Here is a 19,766-nt window from a genome sequence, read left to right as displayed (position 1 = left end):
TCCATCGCGCGGCGCTTCGATTGCTTTCGACGGGGTCTCGACCGGCGGGACACAAGGAGAATTCGATGCGCCCGTTTTATATGACAATGGCAGCGCTCGCCGGCCTTTCGGTGGCCACGCCTGTCTCGGCCCGATGGGCAGATGAACCGACTTACAATCAGGCATCGGCCGCGACCACGATGGTACAGTGGGGCCATGACCGCACTTACAGCCGACAACTCCAGATGCAGATTGACGCGGGCATCAGCCAGGGCATGATCTCACGGCGCGAAAGCGTCAGCCTACGGAATGAGCTGGGCAGCTTGATCCGGCTCGAACGAAGGTTCAGTCCAAATGGCATCAGCGGCCGCGAACACGCCGAGCTGCTGCAGCGTAGCGCTCCTTTAGCTCGGGACATTCGTATCGCCAGTGGCGAGCGGAGCGACCGCCGCGGCGACACGGCGAGCTGGGAAAGTGGCACTATCAATGGGAAGTGGGTGCCCGACGCCAGGTTTGCAGGATTGCATCCCGGCGATCGCTTCAATGGCGACGCAAGGATCGGTCAGCAGGCGACAGCCCGTATAGTCGGCCTACCTGCCGAGTATCGCGGCCAGTATGTTGATGATGCTCGCATCTACTACGGTTACGACAATGGACGCGTCTACCAGATCGACCGCCAGTCAAAGATGATCCTGGCGCTGCTCGACATCACGCGTTGATAGGTTAGTTTGTCACGCGAAAGGTGCCCGGCTTCGGCTGGGCGCCTTTTTCTTCACGCCGCCCGCGGCAACCGTGATTCAAATGTCGCCTTGGTTATCGCTACAGCAAGCCCCTCGGTAGAGGATGTTTCGGAGACCTGAGCCTTCAACTGCTTGGCCAGTGCCGCGACGAGCGCCGTGCCAAGTCCAGTCGATGCTCCCGGCTCCTTCTCTTGGCGTCGGCCCATACCATTGTCCGCCACGGTGAGCCTCCAGTCAGATTTGGCCATCTCGAAGGTCACTCGAATACGCCCGGACAAATGCGTTCCTGCAAATGCGTATTTCACCGCGTTTATGATTAGCTCGGTTACGATCAAACCGATGCTGACCGCGTGGCTTGTCGGGAGCACACCTGGATCAGCCTTAACGGCAATGTCGATGTGTTGACGTGGGTCGACCATCGACTGCGCCAGGCCTGAGCTCAGCTTCGTGAGATAGGGGCCCATCTCGATCTGCTCGATACCGTTGGAGGCTTGCAGGTGACTTTGCACAGCGGCCACCGACATGACCCGCTGGTGAGCTGCACGAAGCTCGTTCTTGGTCTCTTCCGAACTGACTGCTCCTGCTTTCAGTAGCAGGATGCTGGCAATGATCTGCAGGCTGTTCGCGATGCGGTGCCGCATTTCGCGCAAGAGCGTCTTTTGCTGTTCGAGAAGCTCCTCTGTGTGTTCGAGGAGTTGTTGCTTCTCCTGCTCCGCCACACGTCGCTCGGTGATGTCCTTGATCGCAACCAGCACCATCCGGCCTGAACCGCTTTCATCGCGGATGGGCAAGGCGTTAAGATGAAGCGTCCGCTTGCCAAGCTTCGCGAAGTCACGCTCAAATTCGAAACTGTCGATGGTGGTGCGATCGTCAACGACGGCTGTCAGCAGCTGCCTGAGCCCGGGGATGTCCCATTGTCCGCCCGACAGCTCGAACATCGAGCGGCCGTGCGCGCTCGCGGGATCCTCGCCGTAGACTTCGTAAAAGCAACGGCTGCCCGCTAGTAGTTGGAGCGCGTCATCGAGTACCAGGAAGGGTTCTGGCAAGGTGTCGACAATCGCCAGCGCGAGCGCCTGCGCTTGAGCCAAGTCGTGGGGCTGTTTCATTGAGCGCTCCATTGGGCGGGAGCTTCGCACATCTCTCAGCCATCGGCGCGCCTATCATGTCCGATGGTTTTGTAATCATACACCGTCCGAAGCCGAACCCTAACTCAAAACATCGTTGCTCCTTTAGTTCCCGCGGACGAGCTGCAGTGCTGCCGCGCTCCTCACTGCAAGCGGAGCTCAGCGATTATCGGGACGACGATCTTGTCGCCGTTGCGATCGAGGCAGCTCCGCGGTTCCTGCAGACGTTAACGGATGTTGACCTATTTTGTGTTCAATGTGGTGTTGCTCTGCGCAAATCGAGAGGAGTGAGCATGGGCGCTGTAGTGTGCGGGCAGCGGGAAGGAGACTGTCGCGAATTGCGGGCGTTCGACAACAAGCGGGCCGCGAGCGACTGTCTCAGCTCGGTTGAGCCAGACTATTATGGCTTTCAGGCCCTAGCTGACGGCGAAGTTGCCGCGCGCAGCTTTGGGTAACGGCGTTAGAGCATGAAGCCCGCTCAACGACTGCTGCTCGTCGATTGCGCGCGAGCGCTGGCAGCCTTCGGAGTGCTGCTCTGGCACTACCACGTCTTTTTCTGGCATCCCGGGGTCTTTGGCGACCCTCCAACCGTGGCTCTGCCGCTGCATCGGCCATTGGCGCTGTTCTATGACTACGGGCTGTGGGCGGTGCCGATCTTCTGGGTGATCTCGGGCTTCGTATTTTCGCGGGTCTATATCGGCCAGGCCGTCTCCACGGGCGATTTCATCGCCAACCGCTTTGCGCGCCTCTACCCGCTGCATCTGCTGACGCTACTTATCGCCGCCGCACTTCAGGGAGGGATCTACGCGAGGTTCGGAACGTGGTTCGCCTATGATCACAACGACGCTTCGCACTTCGCATTGCAGCTCACCTTTGCGTCGAACTGGCTCACTCGCGACCTCTCGTTCAACGGCCCGATCTGGTCCGTCTCCGTCGAAGTCCTGATCTACGCTGTGTTCTGGGCGATTCATTCCAGACTTGCCCGCTCCGCGCCGCTGCTGCCACTGCTGGCAACCTTGGCCTTCTGCGAGCTGGCGCTCATTAGCGGCGGCAACTGGCTTGCCCAGTGCGGCTTCTGTTTCTTCCTTGGTGTAACGCTCGAGGTTGCCTCGCCGAAGGTCGCGAGGCTTTTCGCCATCGTCCTGCTCGCCATGGGTGCGGCGCTCTTATGGTGTGCGCGGCTTCATTTTGGCGTACCGGCGCTATTCGGCGCGATACTTGTCGGGCTGATCGAATTAGAGCGGTTCGTTCCCGACCGCTGGGCCAAGACACTGACGGCCATCGGAGATAATACCTACGGCATGTATCTCTGGCACATGCCGCTGGTGATCTTGTTGTTCCTGATCTTCGGGACGACCCTTGCCGGCGCGGCTTCATCGCCATGGTTCCTGCTTGCCTTCCTCACGACTGTAATCGTGATCGCCCGCGTCAGCTTCCTGTGGTTCGAGAAGCCGATGCGGAACCGGATCAGGCGGTTATGGGCGCAGCGCGACCAGATAGGTCTGAAGGCTCGCCCGATCGCCTGACTTCAGCGTCTTAGATCCAATTGTCGACGACACCGGCGAGAAAACACCTGGAACAACAGCATTGAATCCAAGGCCGCATCTTGCTGCAACCGAGGGCTACGGGGTTCTGATTGGAGCCTGCTAAGCGCTGAAAAGAAATGGTGGGCGTGGCAAGGATTGAACTTGCGACCCCTGCGATGTCAACACAGTGCTCTACCACTGAGCTACACGCCCACCGAGAAATCAAGCAGTCACGGGACTGATTGGATTTCAAAAGCGGACCCAAAGGACCGTCCGAAGACCGCTGCCGGCCGCCGGAGCGAGGCATTTAGGGGGCAGTTAGGTAACGCGCAACCCTGTCCTCTAGACCGGAGCCGAGGATCTCATTCGCGGCTATAGCCGGCCGTGCTGATCCTCGGTCTGGAATATCCTGTCCACCTCCATCACGAGGTCCTTGAGGTGGAAAGGCTTGGACAGCAATTTTGCCTCCGGGGCGGTCCGTCCGCCCTGCAGCGCAACGGCAGCAAAGCCAGTGATGAACATGACCCGGATCGAGGGATCAAGAGCGCTGGCCTTCTGAGCGAGTTCGATGCCGTCCATCTCCGGCATCACGATGTCGGTCAGAAGGAGGTCGAAATGCTCCGCTTCGAGAAGAGGCATCGCTTCGGTCCCGCAGCCGACGGCCTCGACCTCATAGCCAACCCGCTGCAGCGCGCGCTGCAGATATTCGCGCATCGACGTATCGTCTTCGGCCAGGAGGATTCTCGCCATAGCGCTTCTATGCTCCGCTCGATTGCGTTTTGCCAGAAGCGAATAATGCTCTCACGCGTTGCAGGCTCCCTCAGCAAGTCCTAAAGTGGCACGGAAATTAACCTTGAGCCCTGTGAGCAAGCTCCACCCAACCCTCATTCATGAACCTCGGGGCGACCTTCCGGTCCTGCTCTCCGTTCCGCACTCGGGTCGCGATTATCCTGACTGGCTCGTCTCTCTTGCCTCTGGCGGAAAGGCTGCCCTGACGACGCTTGAGGACCCGCTTGTCGACCGCCTCGTCTGGCGTGCGCTTCAGCGGGGCTGTGGCGCAGTGATCGCGCGGGCTCCCCGAGCGGCAGTCGATTGCAACCGCGCTGAGGACGAGGTCGACCCGTCGGTCGTCGACGGGGCCCGGCGCAGCAGGATCAGTGCCCGTGCCCGTGGCGGCCTTGGTATTGTGCCCGCACGCACGCAGCAGCACGGCTATCTGTGGCGACGGGCGATCAGCCCGACACAGCTCGAAGAGCGGCTCGTGCAGGTCCATCGCCCCTATCACGAAGCGATCGAAGCCCAGCTCTCGCTGCTGCTGAACCGGTTCGGCTGCGCGCTCCTGCTCGACTGTCACTCGATGCCGCCTCCGGCTTCCTCCGCACCCTCGATCATCTTCGGAGACTGCCGCGGCAAGACGGCCGACGGATGGCTGAGCGAAGACGCGATGTCGATTGCGCGGCGCGCCGGCTTCGAGGCGGGTCTGAACGATCCGTTCGCAGGAGGCCACGTCATCGATCGCCATGGTCACCCGGCGAGCGGAGTTCATGCACTTCAGCTCGAAATCGATCGCCGCTGCTACCTGGACGAAAAGCTGCAGCGCCCAGGTGGCGGGTTCGACGGCGTAGCTGCCCTAGTCGAAACGCTCGCGGTCGAGCTCGGCCAGGCGCTCCTGGGCCGCCAATTCGCGACGGCCGCAGAGTAGAAGGTCAGACGATCGCAGCGTCGGGCTGCGGAACCAGGTTGGGTGCCTTGCCCTGCTGCATCTGCCGCGCAAATACGTCACGCATCTGCGTCAGCGAGAACAGGTGCGCGAATATCAGCGGAAGCATGCCGTTCTGGTTCATCTTCCGAAGCTCGTCACCGCGCAGGTTGCGCACCTTTTCCTCGTCGACCATCCGGAACCCGCGGTAGACGAACGGCTGCTCGAAACCTTCGGGCTGGATCGCCACTTCGCCGTCCATCAGCAGGTCCGACTTCTGGAGATCCTCGACGAATGCATTGGTCCGAAGGCCGGCGGCCTCGAACTGCTCGCAGAACTGCAAAATTGCCTGTGTCGCGGCGCTCGGCTGGTCACCATCGAACAGCGGCTCACCCTCGGTGAAGTCACCAACCGCGCCCGAGGTCGGGTCGTAGCATAGAGAAAGCTCGTCGCTGTCGGGTCTCAGCTTTGCAAGAAGGAACGGATAGCGGCGCAGGTAGGCCGGGATATAAAGATTGGGATCGGTCGCCCGGCCGTTCTCGTCGAGGAAGACGTTGACGCCCTCGTTGAGGCCCATGAGCGCGATCGGGACGGGCGCGTCTCCGACCGAGAAGACGATGGGAAAGTGGCGCTGGACCAATGCGAATTCATCGACAGTCAGTGGCACTGCATGCGTCCGCCCGAGTTCCGGCATGCTGGTGACGCCGCGCACCTTCATCTTGCCATGCTGCTCGAGGTTCAACGGTTCGAGCGCGTTGTAGAAAAGAGGTAAGCCTTGGTTCGGAGCGGCAGTCGCCATCTAGAATCTTCTCCTGGGATCCGGTCTTACGGCTGCGCTTGCCCTCGCGCGCCTGCCGTCAACAGTGAGGCGCCTCCTATTGGCCCCGCGCGCGTAAGGCAAGCGGCTGGAAGCATAGGGCATTTGGACAGCTAGTTCATTGAACATTCAACGCTTTGCTGCAAAGCCGCGGCCATGGGGATCGGCCGTCAGTGATTTCGGGGACATTCTGGACTCTCGTGCCGCTGCTGCTGGGTCTCGTCGGCGCTCAGCCCGGCATCGTTAGCCAGTCGGTTACGCGCCTAATCATCCAGGACGAAGTGATCCTGCGCGTACCGGTCGATCCGCGGCCGCTTGTTCCCGAGATCGAGTGGATCGAAAAGAAAGGGCCCAAGTGCGTGCCCGTGGCCGAGATCCAGCGTGCGCTGCTCTCGGGCTCGGGACAGGTCGATTTCGTCTTCTTGAACAGGGCCCGCGTCAGGGCCCACCTCGACGAGGACTGCCCGGCACTCGATTTTTATCGCGGTTTCTACCTGCAGTCGCGGGATGATCACCTCTGCGCGCACCGCGACGCTATCCATTCGCGGATGGGTGGCAGTTGCACTATCGAGGGATTTAGACAGCTCGTGCCGCGATTCCGGCGCTGACTTGGAATTAGGTACCCCCCTCCCCACCTTTTCTTGACAACACTGGCGCACGCGGCATAGCCCGAAGGCCTGATCGCCGCACCGGCCAGGAGAAGCCGCGGCCACCTCTATCTTCCGGAACTTGAATGACTTTTGCCGACCTCGGCCTTTCTGACGAACTACTCCGCGTAGTAACCGACAGCGGTTATACCGATCCGACGCCAATCCAGCGCGCGGCCATTCCATCCGTTCTCATGGGCAAGGACCTGATCGGGATCGCCCAGACCGGCACCGGCAAGACCGCGGGTTTCGTGCTTCCGATGATCGATATCCTGCACCACGGGCGCAGCCGCGCCCGGATGCCGCGCTCGCTGATACTTGAGCCGACACGCGAGCTCGCGATGCAGGTCGCCGACAATTTCGAAAAGTATGGCAAATATCATCCGCTCTCGATGGCGCTGCTGATGGGCGGCGTGCAAATGGGCGACCAGGTCAAAACGCTTGAAAAAGGCGTCGACGTGCTGATTGCGACGCCGGGCCGGCTGATGGACTTGTTCAGCCGCGGGAAGATCATGCTCAATGATTGCAGTCTGCTGGTGATCGACGAAGCCGACCGGATGCTCGACATGGGCTTCATCCCCGATATCGAGGAAATCTGCTCCAAGCTGCCCAAGGGGCGTCAGACACTGCTCTTTTCGGCGACCATGCCGCCACCGATTCAAAAGCTCGCAGCCAAATTCCTCAATGATCCCAAGCGTGTCGAGGTGGCTCGCCCGGCGACCGCGAACGTCAATATCGAGCAGCGGCTGGTCACGGTAAGCGCCGATAAGAAGAAAGAGGTGCTCAAAGACTTGCTGCGCGAGAGCGACGTCAAGAACGCCATCGTCTTCTGCAATCGCAAAACCACCGTTCGCGAGCTCGCCGGGAGCCTGCGCCGGGCGCGGCTCGCGGCTGGCCAGATCCACGGCGACATGGAACAGTCCGAGCGCATCGCGGAGTTCGACAGGTTCAAGAAGGACGAGATCAACATCCTCGTGGCTTCAGACGTCGCGGCCCGCGGCCTCGACGTCAAAGGTGTCAGCCACGTATTCAATTTCGACGTGCCATGGCAGCCCGATGATTACGTCCATCGCATCGGTCGCACCGGCCGAGCCGGAGCAAAGGGCATTGCCATCACCCTAGCGACCAAGGCGGAGGCAGAGCTGGTCGACCGCATCGAGAAGCTCACCGGGCAGAAGATTGCGCGGACACCGTCTCCGGGCGCGCCCGCCAAGGCAGAACAGCCGAGGAAAGCGGAAAGCCCCAAGGCCGAAGAGGTAGCGCCAAAAGCGCGCAGGCAGCACCAGAGCAGAGAAGGCAAGGGCAGAGAAGACGAAGGCCGAGAAGACAAGCGCGGGGAAGACCAGAGCAGGGAAGAACGCTCCGCCGTCGTCGAGGACATCAAGAACGAGTGGAATGGCCCACTGCCCTCGTTCCTGTCGGTGAGCGCCGGCTGATCTGACCTCCGCGCCTTTCACCTGGCGCTGCCCCCGACAGGCACATCGATGACACTGGAAAGCCTGAGCGCGCATTCCTAGCTGCCGGTCCTAAGGAAAAAAGGGACCCAGCATGACCGAATATGTGCTTCCCAGGGTATGGAAGTCGGAACTACCGAGCGGCGGGCAGTTCGCCAATATCAACCGGCCGATCGCTGGCCCCACTCACGACAAGCAATTGCCCGTCGGGAAACACCCGTTCCAGCTCTATTCGCTTGCGACGCCCAACGGGCAAAAGGTCGCAATCATGTTCGAGGAGCTGCTCGAGAAAGGCCATAAGGACGCCGAATATGACGCTTGGCCAATCCGCATCGGCGAGGGTGACCAGTTCAGCACCGGCTTTGTCGAGGTAAACCCCAATTCAAAGATTCCGGCTTTGATGGATCGAAGCGGCCCTGAGCCGATCAGGTTGTTCGAGTCCGGCGCGATCCTCCTCCACCTGGCGGAGAAATTCGGCGAATTCCTGGCGGCTGGCGGGCCCCAGCGGGCAGAAACGCTCTCGTGGCTCTTTTGGCAGATGGGTAGTGCGCCGTTCCTGGGCGGCGGCTTTGGACATTTCTTCGCCTACGCTCCCGAGAAGATCGAATATGCGATCAATCGCTATTCGATGGAGGCCAAGCGCCAGTTCGACGTCCTCGATCGCCGGCTCGGGGAAAGCGAATATATCGGGGGGGATGATTATTCGATCGCCGACATCGCGATCTGGCCCTGGTACGGCGGAGTCGCACTCGGCCGCTCCTATCCCGGCGCCGATGAGTTCCTCGCGACCAACGAATATCGGAACCTGATGCGATGGGCCCGCGCGATCGACGCGCGTCCCGCGGTTGGTCGCGGCCGCATCGTCAACAAGCTCACCGGCGATGAACGCGAACAGTTGCATGAGCGGCACGATGCCAGCGACTTCGACTTGAGGACCGAAGACAAGATCGCGGGTATAGCGCTCGACGACAAAGCAGGCGTCAAGGACGACGCAATCTAAAGCCGTTGACCGCAAAGTCTCGAAGCCAAGGGCTGACTTGGCTCTTGAGGCTTCCTCGCCCCCGCGCCAGCCTCTTCATTGAGGCTGGCCAGGCGCCTCCATCAGCCTTTCGCCCGATATTTCGAAAGGAAGGCAGCAGCGAAGTTCGCCAGCCGTTGCTCGCTGACGGCCGCCCGTAGCCCTTCCATCATGCGCTGGTAGAACCATAGATTGTGCTGGGTCATCAGCATCGCGCCGAGGATTTCGCCCGATTTCACGAGGTGGTGCACGTAGGCGCGGCCAAACGCGGTGCACGCGGGACATGGGCATCCAGGTTCGATCGGCTCTTCATCCTCCGAAAAGCGGCTGTTGCGCATGTTCAATGGACCTGCTGCAGTAAACGCTTGGCCGGTGCGCCCAGAGCGCGTCGGAAGGACGCAGTCGAACATGTCAATTCCGCGGACCACAGCCTCGACGATATCGTCGGGCTTGCCGACTCCCATCAAATAGCGGGGCTTGTCGGAAGGCAGCATCGCGACTGCATAATCGAGGCAGCGGAGCATCGCTTCCTGCCCTTCGCCCACGGCAAGTCCTCCAACGGCATAACCGTCGAAGCCAATTTTTATGAGCGCTTCTGCCGACGCGCTCCGCAATCCCTCGTCGAGCGCGCCTTGCTGGATACCGAAGATTGCGGCCCGCTTCGAGTGCCCGACGTCCCGGTCGAACTCCTCGCGCGAACGCGCTGCCCATCGTACCGAGCGTTCCATCGCCTCGCGCCGGGCCTCAACTGGCGCTGTGGCCGGCACGAGCTGGTCGAACTGCATGAGAATGTCGCTGCCGAGCAGCCGCTGCACCTCGATCGAACGCTCGGGCGACAACATGTGACGCGACCCGTCGAGGTGGCTGGCAAAGGCAACGCCCTCCTCGGTGACCTTCGTCAGCTCGGACAGGCTCATCACCTGGTATCCGCCGCTGTCCGTCAGGATCGGCCGCTGCCAGCCCATGAACCTGTGGAGACCGCCGAGCTTCGCCACGCGCTCGGCACCGGGTCGGAGCATTAGGTGATAGGTATTGCCAAGGATGATGTCGGCCCCCGAAGCGCGCACTTCCTCGGGGCGCATTGCCTTCACGGTTGCTGCAGTCCCGACCGGCATGAAGGCCGGCGTGCGGATATCGCCGCGCTCCATGGAAATCGTGCCGGCGCGCGCGGCACCGTCGCTCGCGCCAATCGAGAAGGCAAAACGGGTCACTGCAGGTCCAGTGGCAGCAACAGGCTCGCATCGCCATAGGAGTAAAAGCGGTAGCCCTCGTCGATGGCATGCGCGTAGGCCGCCTTCATGACCTTGGTACCCATCAGCGCGCTGACAAGCATGAACAGGGTCGATCGCGGCAGGTGGAAGTTGGTGAGAAGGCCATCGATCGCGCGAAAGCGATAGCCCGGCGTGATAAAGATTGCGGTATCGCCCTCGAACGGCCCGATGATGCCATGCTCGTCAACCGCACTTTCAAGGAGACGAAGGCTCGTCGTACCGACAGCAATTAGCCTGCCGCCCGCAGCACGCACGGCGTTGAGACGGGACGAGGTTGCAGCATCGATGCGACCCCATTCGGCGTGCATCTTGTGACCCTCCGTGTCCTTCGCCTTCACGGGCAGGAAAGTGCCCGCGCCAACATGAAGCGTCAGGGTTTCGCGGCCCACGCCCCGGGCCTCGAGCGCATCGAGGACCCGCGGGGTGAAGTGAAGCGCTGCCGTGGGGGCCGCGACTGCGCCCTCCTCGCGCGCGAACATGGTCTGGTAGTCCAAAAGGTCCTTTTCGTCCGCTTTCCTCCTTGATGCGATATAAGGCGGCAGCGGCATTTGCCCCGCGCGTTCCAGCAGAAGCTCGACCGGTTCCTCGCCCCCGAAGCGCAGCAACGCCGAACCGTCTGCTGACTTGTCGATCACAAGAGCCCGGGCGCCCGATCCAAAATCGATCTCGTCCCCGATGCGGGCCCGCTTTGCGTTGCGCAGGAACGCCTGCCACTCGCGCGGGCCCTCGCGCTTGTGCAGCGTCGCCCCGATGGCCGCCTCTCCGCGCCGCCCCTCGAGCTGCGCGGGAATAACCTTGGTGTCGTTGAACACGAGGACGTCACCGGATCTCAGAAGATCCGGCAAATCGAGGATGCGCCTGTCGGAAATCTCGCCGCCCTCGACCACAAGGAGGCGCGCAGTGTCGCGCGGACGCACGGGGCGAAGCGCGATCCGGTCCTTGGGAAGCTCGAAATCGAAAAGGTCGACGCGCATGCGGACGGCACTAGCCGCCGAGATACGCTCTCACAATTTTCGTTGGCTCGGCGGGCGGCTCACCCGGTGCGATCCCATCCACCGCGTCCATTCCGGAAATGACGCGGCCCATGACGGTGTAGTTGCCGTCGAGCTCGGGGTGAGGCGCATACATGATGAAGAACTGGCTGTTGGCCGTATCGGGCGCATTGGTGCGGGCTGCGCCGAGCATGCCGCGAAGGAAGGGCACTGCAGTGAACTCCGCCTTGAGATCCGGCAGCTCCGAACCTCCTTCTCCAGTCCCTTTGGGATCCCCTCCCTGGGCCATGAATCCAGGAACGACGCGGTGAAAGGTTAGCCCGTTGTAGAAGCCGCGCCTCACCAGGGCCTGGATGCGCTCGACATGGTGGGGAGCAAGGTCCGGCCGCAGCACGATCTCGACGGTGCCGCCGGTAGATAGGTCGAGAAACAGATGGTTCGCCTTGTTGGCGGCAATCTCCGCGGGCGCAAGGATGCTGGGCAGCGGCGGCGGCACAGGCGCCGGCTTTGCTGCAACGAGCGCCGCTGCGACGAGCGGCAAGGCGATCAACGTCCTAAACATTTCCCTCCCCGAATAATTCGGCGGCGCCCTTTGTCGGGGCGCTGCTTTCGTTAGCGTGAACCGCCGTTCAAATGGCGCCGAACGTCGTCGGCAACTGCGGGCGTCACGAACTTGTCGATGGCGCCTCCAAAACGGGCGATCTCCTTGACCAGCTTCGAGGCGATCGGCTGGAGCGACGCGTCGGCCATCAGGAATACGGTTTCGATATTGTCGTTGAGCTGCTGGTTCATGCCCGCCATCTGGAACTCATATTCGAAATCCGCCACCGCGCGGAGACCACGAAGGATCGCGGTAGCCTCCTGCGCTTCTGCAAAGTCCATAAGCAGGCTGTCGAACTCCACCACCTCGACGTTGCCGCCAATGCCCTGCACTTCCCGGCGGACCATCGCGAGTCGTTCCTCGACCGAGAACATCGGCTCCTTGGATGGATTGGTCGTAACGCCGATCACCAGCTTGTCGACGAGATGTGCGCCGCGCCGGATGATGTCGAGATGGCCAAGCGTAATTGGGTCGAAAGTCCCCGGATATACTGCGATCTTCACGCCGCCCTCCCTCAGTGATCCCGTTCAACGGCGAACCGGGCGATCGCCCGCAGCAGGTCCGCCTCCCCCCCGTGGCCCGATATATGCTCGACCGCCTGCTCGACGAGAAAGCCCGCCTGCTGGCGCGCCCTGGCCTCCCCAAGGAGCGAGACAAAGGTTGCTTTTCCGGCGTTCGCGTCCTTCCCGGTCGGCTTTCCGGCTGCAGCCGCATCGCCGCTATGATCGATGAGATCATCCGCGATCTGGAAGGCAAGGCCGATGTTGCGCGCATATCCCCGATAGGGCGTCCTCGCGTCCACCGGCATCTTCGTCATGATGCAGGCGGCCTCGACCGCATATTCGATGAGCGCGCCGGTCTTGAGCTGCTGGAGACGCGTGATCGAGGGAAGATCGAGACTTTGGCCCTCGGCAGCGAGATCCATCATTTGTCCGCCGGCCATTCCTGCAGGCCCGGCTGCGCGGGCAAGCTCGAGCGCGAGGTCGGAGCGGACCCAGGGATCTTCATGGGTCGCGGGATCCGCAAGGATCTCGAATGCGAGTGCGTGCAGGCTATCGCCCGCAAGAACCGCCGCCGCCTCCCCGAACGCCTTGTGCACGGTTGTCTTGCCGCGCCTCAGGTCAGCGTCGTCCATGCATGGGAGATCATCATGGATGAGCGAATAGACGTGGATCGCCTCTATCGCGCAGCCAACTCTCAAGGCGCAGGTGCGATCAATTGCAAAAAGACGGGAGGCAGCGACCGTCAGGAGGGGCCGCAGGCGCTTGCCGCCGCCGATCGCAGCGTGGCGCATCGCCTCATACAAGGGCTCACGGCTGTCGCCGGGCGCTGCGAGCAGCTCACCGAAGAAAGTGTCGACGTCGCCCCGAACCCGCGCGCTTTCCGCGTTCAGCTCGTCAGCGAGCCGCTCGACGGTCTCAACCGGCATCGAAGGGCTTCAGCCCCGCCGGCTTGCCATCGCTTCCAAACGCGATCTGCTCGATGCGGGCCTGGGCATCCTTGAGGCGCGCCTCGCAGTGCCGTTTCAGGCGGTCGCCCTCCTGGTAGAGCTCGATCGAGCGATCGAGAGGCGCCTCGCCCTTCTCGAGCGTACGCACGATCTCCTCGAGCCGCTGCAACGCGGCTTCAAAGCTCAGCTGGCTAACATCAGTTTCCGCCGTGTCCATCGACGCGACTTTTGGTCCCCGCTGCCGTTCAAATCAAGCGAGCGGCTATTCGACGGGCGTATTCTTGAACGGATCGCGAATGCCCGGAACGACCTCGTCGCGAAGCGCCTCGTCACTCGCTTCGACGAGCGCAGCCTCCGCTTCCCGCGCGTGGCGCTCCCGCTCGTGGCGCAGCTCTTCGATGAGAGCCTCGCGGTCGCTGTCCAGCCTCGTGTCGGTCGGAGCCTGCATTCCTGCAGCCTTGGCCGCCTTGGCGACTGCCGCGTCGAGTTCGCGCTGGGTCGTAAGGCCGAGTGTCACGGGATCCTTGGGCGTGATGTTCGCCATGTTCCAATGAGTGCGCTCGCGGATCGCGGCGATCGTCGTGCGCGTCGTCCCGATGAGCTTGCTGATCTGGCCGTCGCTGACCTCGGGATGGTTCTTGATGATCCAGGCAATGCCGTCAGGCTTGTCCTGGCGCTTGCTGACGGGCGTGTAACGTGGCCCCTTGGTCCGTCGCACCGCTTCGGGGGCCTTGTGCATTTGCAATCGATAGTCGGGGTCGGCCTGCCCCTTCTCGATCTCCTCGTGCGTAAGCTCGCCCGCACGGATCGGGTCTCTCCCGGTCAGCTTGGTCGCGGCCGTATCGTCGGCGATCGCCTGCACCTCAAGAATGTGAAGGCCGCAAAATTCGGCAATCTGCTCGAAAGTCAGCGACGTATTGTCGACCAGCCAGGCGGCGGTCGCGTGGGGCATCAGAGGCTGGGCCACTGGGTTTCTCCCGAAGAATCTGTGTAGTGAAAACAAATAGGGCCGCCCCTTCACGGAGCGGCCAGCTTGGGCGGCGATGTAGCCAGCGACGGCTCCCGGGGCAAGGCCGCTCAGGACATCATCGAAACATAGCGGGGATGACCCTTAACGCGCTCCGTCCATTGCTGGACGTGGGGATAGCGCTTCAGGTCGAATTCGGCATCCCCTGCGACGTGGGTGTAGGCAAAGAGGCAAACGTCGGCGAGGCTGGTATGGCCGCCGACGAACCAGTCGTGGCCGGCCAGATGCTCGTCCATCAGCTTGAGCGCGGAGTTGCCGGCCTGACGTTTGCCCGGCATCTGCAATCGCTGGAGGTCGCTCAGATTCTCCGGACCAAGCCACTTCATCCAGAATCGCAGCGTCGCGACATTCGGTTCGTGGCTATATTGTTCCCAGAACATCCAGCGCAGCATGTCGGCGTGGTCGAACGGATCGGTCGGGATCAGGCTCGAACCTTCGGCGACGAAGTAGCAGGCGGCATTGCTCTCCGTGATGAAGCGATCGCCCACCTGGAGGACCGGGATGCGGCCGTTGGCATTGATGTTGCGGAGAAACTCCGGCGTGCGCGTCTCGCCTTTCATGATGTCATATTCGCGCCGGTCGAGTTGAGCGCCGACGAGGGCTGCAGTGAGACGCACCTTGTAGCAATTCCCGGATTGCGAATATTCGTGAAGGATCAGCCTTTCCGACATCGCGACACCCCTTTAGCGGCGAACCTCGAGGACGATCTTACCCACATGCTCGCCCGATTCCATCCGCGCATGAGCCTCGTCGGCCTGCGCAAGGGGAAACACGCTGTCGATGACCGGTTTGAGGCGGCCTCCCTCCGCATAGGGCCAGACTGTCTTGGCAATCTCGTCAGCGACCATGGTCTTGAATTCAACCGAGCGGGCACGAAGCGTCGAACCCGTCAGCATCAGGCGCCGGCGCATGATGTCGAAAATCGGGATCTCGGCAGTCGGCCCGCGCTGCACGGCAATCGAGACGTGGCGCCCGTCCTCCGCAAGGCAGGCAAGATTGCGCGGAAGATAGTCGCCGCCCACCATGTCGATGACGACGTTGACCCCCTCGCGGCGGGTGACGCGATGAACCTCTTCGACGAAGTCCGCAGTCTTGTAATTGATGGCAGCATCGGCGCCCATTTCGAGGGCCCGGCCACATTTCTCATCCGTTCCGCAAGTGACGATGATGTTCAGCCCGAAGAGCCTGGAGAGCGCGATCGCCATCGTACCGATACCGCTGGTCCCCCCATGCACCAGCACCCATTCGCCGTCCGCTGCGAAACCGCGCTCGAAGAGGTTGACCCAGACCGTGAACAAGGTTTCGGGCATCGCCGCCGCTTCGACGCTCGAGAGCGCCCTTGGCACCGGAAGGCAGGTACCCGCTGCGGCAACGCAATATTCGGCATAGCCACCGCCTGCAACGAGCGCGCAGACCTTCTGGCCGACGAGGCGTTCCTCCTGCTCACCGCCGGCAACGATCTGGCCGGCGATCTCAAGTCCAAGGACGTCGGGGGCTCCGGGCGGCGGTGGATAGAGCCCGCGGCGCTGCAATATGTCGGGACGATTGACCCCGGCTGCCGCGACCTTGACCAGCACTTCGCCGGGACCCGGCTGCGGGACCGGCCGGGCGACCACAGCAAGCCCTCCCGACCCGTCCGCGACGACCGCGCTCATGGAGGAGGGAAGGTCTGGCACGAGCCGGCTTATTGACTTGGCCGCCCTAAGGGTCAACGATTCGCCAGTGGACCTCGACGACCTCTTCCCGAGCAAGCCAGGCGATCCGCTCGTGGAGCTTGCAAAGCAGGATCTCGATCCCATGTCGATCGAGGAGCTCGAAGCCCGGATCGAGGCGCTCAAGGCGGAGATCGCCCGGGTCGAAGCCCATATGAATCGCGCGCAGAGCCACCGCTCGGCAGCCGAAGAACTGTTCAAGAAGTCGTGACCGGAGCGGCCGTTCAGCCGCCGACAACCTCGAAGCGCGATAATCTGTTGAAAAGGCGAGACGCGGCTCTTGATTGCTGCGTTCGAGCGTATGACATTGAAATCAAAGCCCGTGGGCTTGTCCGCGGGTGCGGGAGTTACAGCCTAAATGCCTAGTTTTGCTCGCGAACTCGAACAGACCCTCCACAATGCACTGGGAGAGGCCAGCCGCCGCAGGCACGAGTATGCGACCCTTGAACATCTTCTGATCGCGCTGATCGACGACGAGCATGCCTCCAAGGTGATGACCGCCTGTGGAGTAAGCCGCGACGAGCTCAGAGCCTCGGTGAAGCAATATCTCGACAACGAGCTCGGCGCCCTTGTCGCCGACAGCGCTACCGATCCGACGCCGACCAGCGGATTCCAGCGCGTTGTCCAGCGCGCAATCCTCCATGTCCAGTCCTCCGGCCGCGACGAGGTCACTGGCGCCAATGTGCTCGTCGCTCTTTTTTCCGAGCGCGAGAGCTATGCTGTCTATTTTCTGCAGCAGCAGGACATGAGCCGCCTCGATGCCGTGACCTACATCAGCCACGGCGTTGGCAAGGGCGAGACTCCGGTCGAGACGCGGGCCCCCGAGGGAACCGAGGAGAAAAGCGAGAAGGAAGGCGGTAAGAAGGAATCCGCTCTCAAGCAATTCACCGTCGACCTCAACGAGAAGGCGAAAGCGGGCAAGGTCGACCCGCTCATTGGGCGCATGCCGGAGGTCGACCGGACCGTGCAGATCCTCTGCCGCCGCTCGAAGAACAATCCGCTGTACGTGGGCGATCCCGGCGTCGGCAAGACGGCGATCGCGGAAGGCCTTGCGCGCAAGATCATAGAGGGCGACGTCCCTGACGTCCTCAAGGGCGCAGTGATCTATGCTCTCGACATGGGCGCCCTCCTTGCGGGAACCCGGTACCGCGGTGATTTCGAGGAACGGCTCAAATCCGTCGTTTCCGAGCTCGAAAAAATGCCGCACGCGATCCTGTTCATCGACGAGATCCACACCGTGATCGGCGCCGGCGCCACCTCCGGGGGCGCAATGGATGCGTCGAATCTCCTGAAGCCTGCGCTCTCGAGCGGTGCGATCCGCTGCATCGGTTCAACGACCTACAAGGAATTTCGCAACCATTTCGAGAAGGACCGGGCGCTGCTCCGGCGGTTCCAGAAGATCGACGTCAACGAGCCCTCGATCGAGGACACGATCAAGATCATCGCGGGCCTCAGATCCTCGTTCGAACAGCATCACAACGTCCGCTACACACCGGATGCTGTGAAGAGCGCCGTCGAGCTCTCCGCCCGCTACATCCACGACCGGAAGCTTCCGGACAAGGCAATCGACGTCATCGACGAAGTCGGTGCGATGCAGATGCTAGTGCCGCCCAGCCGCCGCAAGAAGGTGATCACGCCCAAGGAAATCGAGGCCGTGGTCGCGACCATGGCGCGCATTCCGCCCAAGTCGGTCAGCGCCGACGACAAGCAGGTGCTCGAACATCTCGAGGCTGACCTCAAGCGGGTGGTTTTCGGACAGGACCTCGCGATCGAGAAACTTGCCTCGGCGATCAAGCTCAGCCGGGCCGGCCTTCGTGATCCCGACAAGCCCATCGGCAACTATCTCTTTTCCGGTCCGACGGGCGTTGGAAAGACCGAGGTCGCACGCCAGCTTGCCTCCGTGATGGGCATTCCGCTCCAGCGTTTCGACATGTCGGAATATATGGAGCGCCACTCGGTCAGCCGACTGATCGGCGCTCCTCCTGGCTATGTAGGCTACGATCAGGGCGGGCTACTTACCGATGCCGTCGACCAGCATCCGCACAGCGTTTTGCTGCTCGATGAAATCGAGAAAGCCCATCCGGACCTGTTCAACATCCTCCTGCAGGTGATGGACAACGGGAAGCTCACCGACCACCACGGCAAGACCGTCGATTTCCGCAACACCATTCTCATCATGACGACAAATGCAGGTGCGTCCGACATGGCGCGCGAAAGCATCGGTTTCGGTGCGGCGAGCCGCGAAGATGCCCAGGAGGATGCGGTCAAGAGGATGTTCACGCCGGAATTCCGCAACCGCCTCGATGCGATCGTTCCGTTCGCCTACCTGCCGCCGGCGGTGGTCGCGCGGGTGGTCGACAAATTCATCCTGCAACTGGAGCTCCAGCTCGCTGATCGCGGCGTACACATCGAGCTCGACGACGAGGCTCGTCAGTGGCTGGTCGACCGCGGATACGACAAGCTCTACGGCGCTCGCCCGATGGGCCGGCTGGTCCAGGAGAAGATCAAGCAGCCGCTCGCCGAGGAGCTGCTCTTTGGCAAGCTCGTCAATGGAGGCGAGGTCAAGGTGCGCATCAAGGACAATGCGCCGGCCTTCGAGATCGTGCCGGCGGCGCCCAAGCCGACGAAGGCGAAAGCCAAGGGGCCGAAAAAGAAGGCCGGAGGCGAGGAAGCGTCCGCAGCAGAATAAGCGGGAGCCTTTGAGACCTCATTTGCATGGACCGGGCATTTGCGCCCGGTCCTTACCAGAAGCGACTGATCGCGATCGCGGGCGTCACCGACGCGGACGTGTTGTGGCCCTTGGGGCTGATCCAGACACCCAGGAGAACACCCGTGGTATCGCTCCAATTATATTCGACCGCCGGCGCAAAGCCGACGTCGGAGCTTGACGGGCTTCGCAGCCGCAACAGCGAACCGCCGGGATAGCTTCCCTCGACCCTTGTTTTGCCGGCCGATTCCCTGATCACGTCAAGCGCCAGCACCCATTCGCGCGTGACGCTATATTCGACGGCCCCGATGAGCGTCGTCTTGGAGCCCGGGTGAGCGCGTCCGCGAAATCCAGGTAGGGTCCCGTAGACGCTCCGATCGGCGAGCTTCGTGCCGCTTGGAAAAGAATGAAGCACGTTGATCCGCGCGCGCAGCAGGCGATTGTTCTCCAATAGGAAGTAATATTGGACGTTCACTCCGATCTCGGTTGCGAATGCCCCCGAGCCGTGTCCCTCCTCCCTCGGCCCCAGTTTGTCGTCCTTGCCGGTCGGAAGCACTTCATTGACGACGATCGCAATGGTCGGGACACGGTGCGTGGGCGTGAAGCGCGTCAGGCGGACCTGAGTCAGCAGCTTGAAGTCGCCGATCGCCATTCCCGAGCCAAGCCTGTTCGTCGCGGTCGCAAATGCAGGCTGAACCCCGACCGTGAAATTATCGAGGAGCCCGTACTGGTAAAATCCGCTCGAGCCCGGGTGGTGATCGCCGTTCGAGATCACGTCGAAAAAATAGGGTTCGGTATAAAAGTGCCCCTGAGGCAAGGTCTCGGCGGTCGAGGCGAGCATCGGACCCGTCCAGCGTGCAGACTTCATCGCAGCTCCGAGCCGGTCGGCAAGCGGCGCCTCGGCCCGTGAAACGGCGCTCGTACATGCAAGCAACGTGGCAAGGATCCGCGCGACCACGTTCATTGCACATGCCCTCCCAAGGTCTGCCCAAGCAATTAGCC

General features: G+C 62.1%; 21 protein-coding genes and 1 tRNA gene. 8 read left to right on the top strand and 14 right to left on the bottom strand.

Going from position 1 to position 19,766, the window contains the following annotated elements; genetic code table 11:
* Positions 1 to 65 precede the first annotated feature (65 nt).
* Complete coding sequence (locus V8192_RS13080) at positions 66 to 698, top strand: hypothetical protein (protein WP_341633543.1); 633 nt, start codon at positions 66 to 68, stop codon at positions 696 to 698.
* Between the two features lie 53 nt (positions 699 to 751).
* Here V8192_RS13080 and V8192_RS13075 read toward each other — a convergent pair whose 3' ends face one another.
* Entirely contained in the window at positions 752 to 1,825 is a 1,074-nt protein-coding gene (locus V8192_RS13075) for a sensor histidine kinase (RefSeq protein WP_341633542.1), read from the bottom strand.
* Positions 1,826 to 2,310: 485 nt separating this feature from the next.
* Here V8192_RS13075 and V8192_RS13070 point away from each other — a divergent pair, with 485 nt between their 5' ends.
* Positions 2,311 to 3,369, top strand: coding sequence for an acyltransferase family protein (locus V8192_RS13070; RefSeq protein WP_341633541.1), 1,059 nt, complete (start codon positions 2,311 to 2,313; stop codon positions 3,367 to 3,369).
* A 138-nt stretch (positions 3,370 to 3,507) separates the two neighbouring features.
* On the opposite strand, the gene V8192_RS13065 is transcribed toward V8192_RS13070, so the two are convergent.
* Both V8192_RS13065 and cpdR read right to left on the bottom strand, forming a co-directional pair.
* Positions 3,508 to 3,582, bottom strand: a tRNA-Val gene (locus V8192_RS13065).
* A 159-nt stretch (positions 3,583 to 3,741) separates the two neighbouring features.
* Positions 3,742 to 4,119 carry a cell cycle two-component system response regulator CpdR gene (gene cpdR / locus V8192_RS13060; protein WP_341633540.1) on the bottom strand — a complete coding sequence of 126 codons (378 nt, stop codon included), beginning with the start codon at positions 4,117 to 4,119 and terminating at the stop codon, positions 3,742 to 3,744.
* A gap of 112 nt (positions 4,120 to 4,231) precedes the next feature.
* On the opposite strand from cpdR, the gene V8192_RS13055 reads away from it, so the two are divergent.
* Positions 4,232 to 5,071: an N-formylglutamate amidohydrolase gene (locus V8192_RS13055; RefSeq protein ID WP_341633539.1), complete on the top strand. Its 840-nt coding sequence runs from the start codon at positions 4,232 to 4,234 to the stop codon at positions 5,069 to 5,071.
* Between the two features lie 4 nt (positions 5,072 to 5,075).
* On the opposite strand, the gene V8192_RS13050 is transcribed toward V8192_RS13055, so the two are convergent.
* Positions 5,076 to 5,867 carry a SapC family protein gene (locus tag V8192_RS13050; RefSeq protein WP_341633538.1) on the bottom strand — a complete coding sequence of 264 codons (792 nt, stop codon included), beginning with the start codon at positions 5,865 to 5,867 and terminating at the stop codon, positions 5,076 to 5,078.
* A 191-nt stretch (positions 5,868 to 6,058) separates the two neighbouring features.
* On the opposite strand from V8192_RS13050, the gene V8192_RS13045 reads away from it, so the two are divergent.
* The 3 genes from V8192_RS13045 (at position 6,059) to yghU (ending at position 8,986) form a co-directional block, all read left to right on the top strand.
* The gene (locus tag V8192_RS13045) at positions 6,059 to 6,493 is read left to right on the top strand and encodes a hypothetical protein (RefSeq protein WP_341633537.1); all 435 of its coding nucleotides are present in this window, start codon (positions 6,059 to 6,061) and stop codon (positions 6,491 to 6,493) included.
* A gap of 125 nt (positions 6,494 to 6,618) precedes the next feature.
* Positions 6,619 to 7,968 (top strand): DEAD/DEAH box helicase, encoded by a 1,350-nt coding sequence (locus V8192_RS13040; RefSeq protein ID WP_341633536.1) that lies wholly within the window; start codon positions 6,619 to 6,621, stop codon positions 7,966 to 7,968.
* A gap of 112 nt (positions 7,969 to 8,080) precedes the next feature.
* Positions 8,081 to 8,986: a glutathione-dependent disulfide-bond oxidoreductase gene (gene yghU / locus V8192_RS13035; RefSeq protein WP_341633535.1), complete on the top strand. Its 906-nt coding sequence runs from the start codon at positions 8,081 to 8,083 to the stop codon at positions 8,984 to 8,986.
* A gap of 101 nt (positions 8,987 to 9,087) precedes the next feature.
* Here the strand turns inward: yghU and tgt are convergent, their stop codons facing one another.
* From tgt to V8192_RS12990, 9 genes are all read right to left on the bottom strand, one after another.
* Positions 9,088 to 10,215, bottom strand: coding sequence for a tRNA guanosine(34) transglycosylase Tgt (tgt, locus tag V8192_RS13030; protein WP_341633534.1), 1,128 nt, complete (start codon positions 10,213 to 10,215; stop codon positions 9,088 to 9,090).
* Entirely contained in the window at positions 10,212 to 11,249 is a 1,038-nt protein-coding gene (gene queA, locus V8192_RS13025; RefSeq protein WP_341633533.1) for a tRNA preQ1(34) S-adenosylmethionine ribosyltransferase-isomerase QueA, read from the bottom strand. Before queA ends, tgt begins: the two co-directional genes overlap by 4 nt.
* A 10-nt stretch (positions 11,250 to 11,259) precedes the next feature.
* Positions 11,260 to 11,829 carry a peptidylprolyl isomerase gene (locus V8192_RS13020; protein WP_341633532.1) on the bottom strand — a complete coding sequence of 190 codons (570 nt, stop codon included), beginning with the start codon at positions 11,827 to 11,829 and terminating at the stop codon, positions 11,260 to 11,262.
* Between the two features lie 50 nt (positions 11,830 to 11,879).
* Complete coding sequence (gene coaD / locus V8192_RS13015; RefSeq protein ID WP_341633531.1) at positions 11,880 to 12,371, bottom strand: pantetheine-phosphate adenylyltransferase; 492 nt, start codon at positions 12,369 to 12,371, stop codon at positions 11,880 to 11,882.
* Positions 12,372 to 12,382: 11 nt separating this feature from the next.
* Positions 12,383 to 13,297, bottom strand: coding sequence for a polyprenyl synthetase family protein (locus V8192_RS13010; RefSeq protein WP_341633530.1), 915 nt, complete (start codon positions 13,295 to 13,297; stop codon positions 12,383 to 12,385).
* Complete coding sequence (locus tag V8192_RS13005) at positions 13,287 to 13,535, bottom strand: exodeoxyribonuclease VII small subunit (RefSeq protein WP_341633529.1); 249 nt, start codon at positions 13,533 to 13,535, stop codon at positions 13,287 to 13,289. Before V8192_RS13005 ends, V8192_RS13010 begins: the two co-directional genes overlap by 11 nt.
* 45 nt (positions 13,536 to 13,580) lie before the next feature.
* Positions 13,581 to 14,285 (bottom strand): DUF1013 domain-containing protein, encoded by a 705-nt coding sequence (locus V8192_RS13000; RefSeq protein ID WP_341633528.1) that lies wholly within the window; start codon positions 14,283 to 14,285, stop codon positions 13,581 to 13,583.
* A gap of 110 nt (positions 14,286 to 14,395) precedes the next feature.
* Positions 14,396 to 15,016 carry a glutathione S-transferase family protein gene (locus V8192_RS12995; RefSeq protein WP_341633527.1) on the bottom strand — a complete coding sequence of 207 codons (621 nt, stop codon included), beginning with the start codon at positions 15,014 to 15,016 and terminating at the stop codon, positions 14,396 to 14,398.
* A 12-nt stretch (positions 15,017 to 15,028) separates the two neighbouring features.
* Positions 15,029 to 16,000: an NAD(P)H-quinone oxidoreductase gene (locus tag V8192_RS12990; RefSeq protein ID WP_341633526.1), complete on the bottom strand. Its 972-nt coding sequence runs from the start codon at positions 15,998 to 16,000 to the stop codon at positions 15,029 to 15,031.
* A 67-nt stretch (positions 16,001 to 16,067) separates the two neighbouring features.
* On the opposite strand from V8192_RS12990, the gene V8192_RS12985 reads away from it, so the two are divergent.
* Entirely contained in the window at positions 16,068 to 16,268 is a 201-nt protein-coding gene (locus V8192_RS12985; protein ID WP_341633525.1) for a DUF1192 domain-containing protein, read from the top strand.
* A 147-nt stretch (positions 16,269 to 16,415) separates the two neighbouring features.
* Positions 16,416 to 18,746, top strand: coding sequence for an ATP-dependent Clp protease ATP-binding subunit ClpA (clpA, locus tag V8192_RS12980; RefSeq protein WP_341633524.1), 2,331 nt, complete (start codon positions 16,416 to 16,418; stop codon positions 18,744 to 18,746).
* 52 nt (positions 18,747 to 18,798) lie between these two features.
* On the opposite strand, the gene V8192_RS12975 is transcribed toward clpA, so the two are convergent.
* On the bottom strand, positions 18,799 to 19,728 hold the full coding sequence (locus V8192_RS12975) for a hypothetical protein (protein ID WP_341633523.1): 930 nt from the start codon (positions 19,726 to 19,728) through the stop codon (positions 18,799 to 18,801).
* Between the last annotated feature and the right edge of the window lie 38 nt (positions 19,729 to 19,766).

The organism is Sphingomonas agri (genome assembly GCF_038148795.1).
Classification (GTDB): Bacteria; Pseudomonadota; Alphaproteobacteria; order Sphingomonadales; family Sphingomonadaceae; genus Sphingomicrobium; species Sphingomicrobium agri.
The sequence above is the reverse complement of the archived record's forward strand: the minus strand, read 5'-3'. Positions and strand labels throughout refer to the sequence as shown.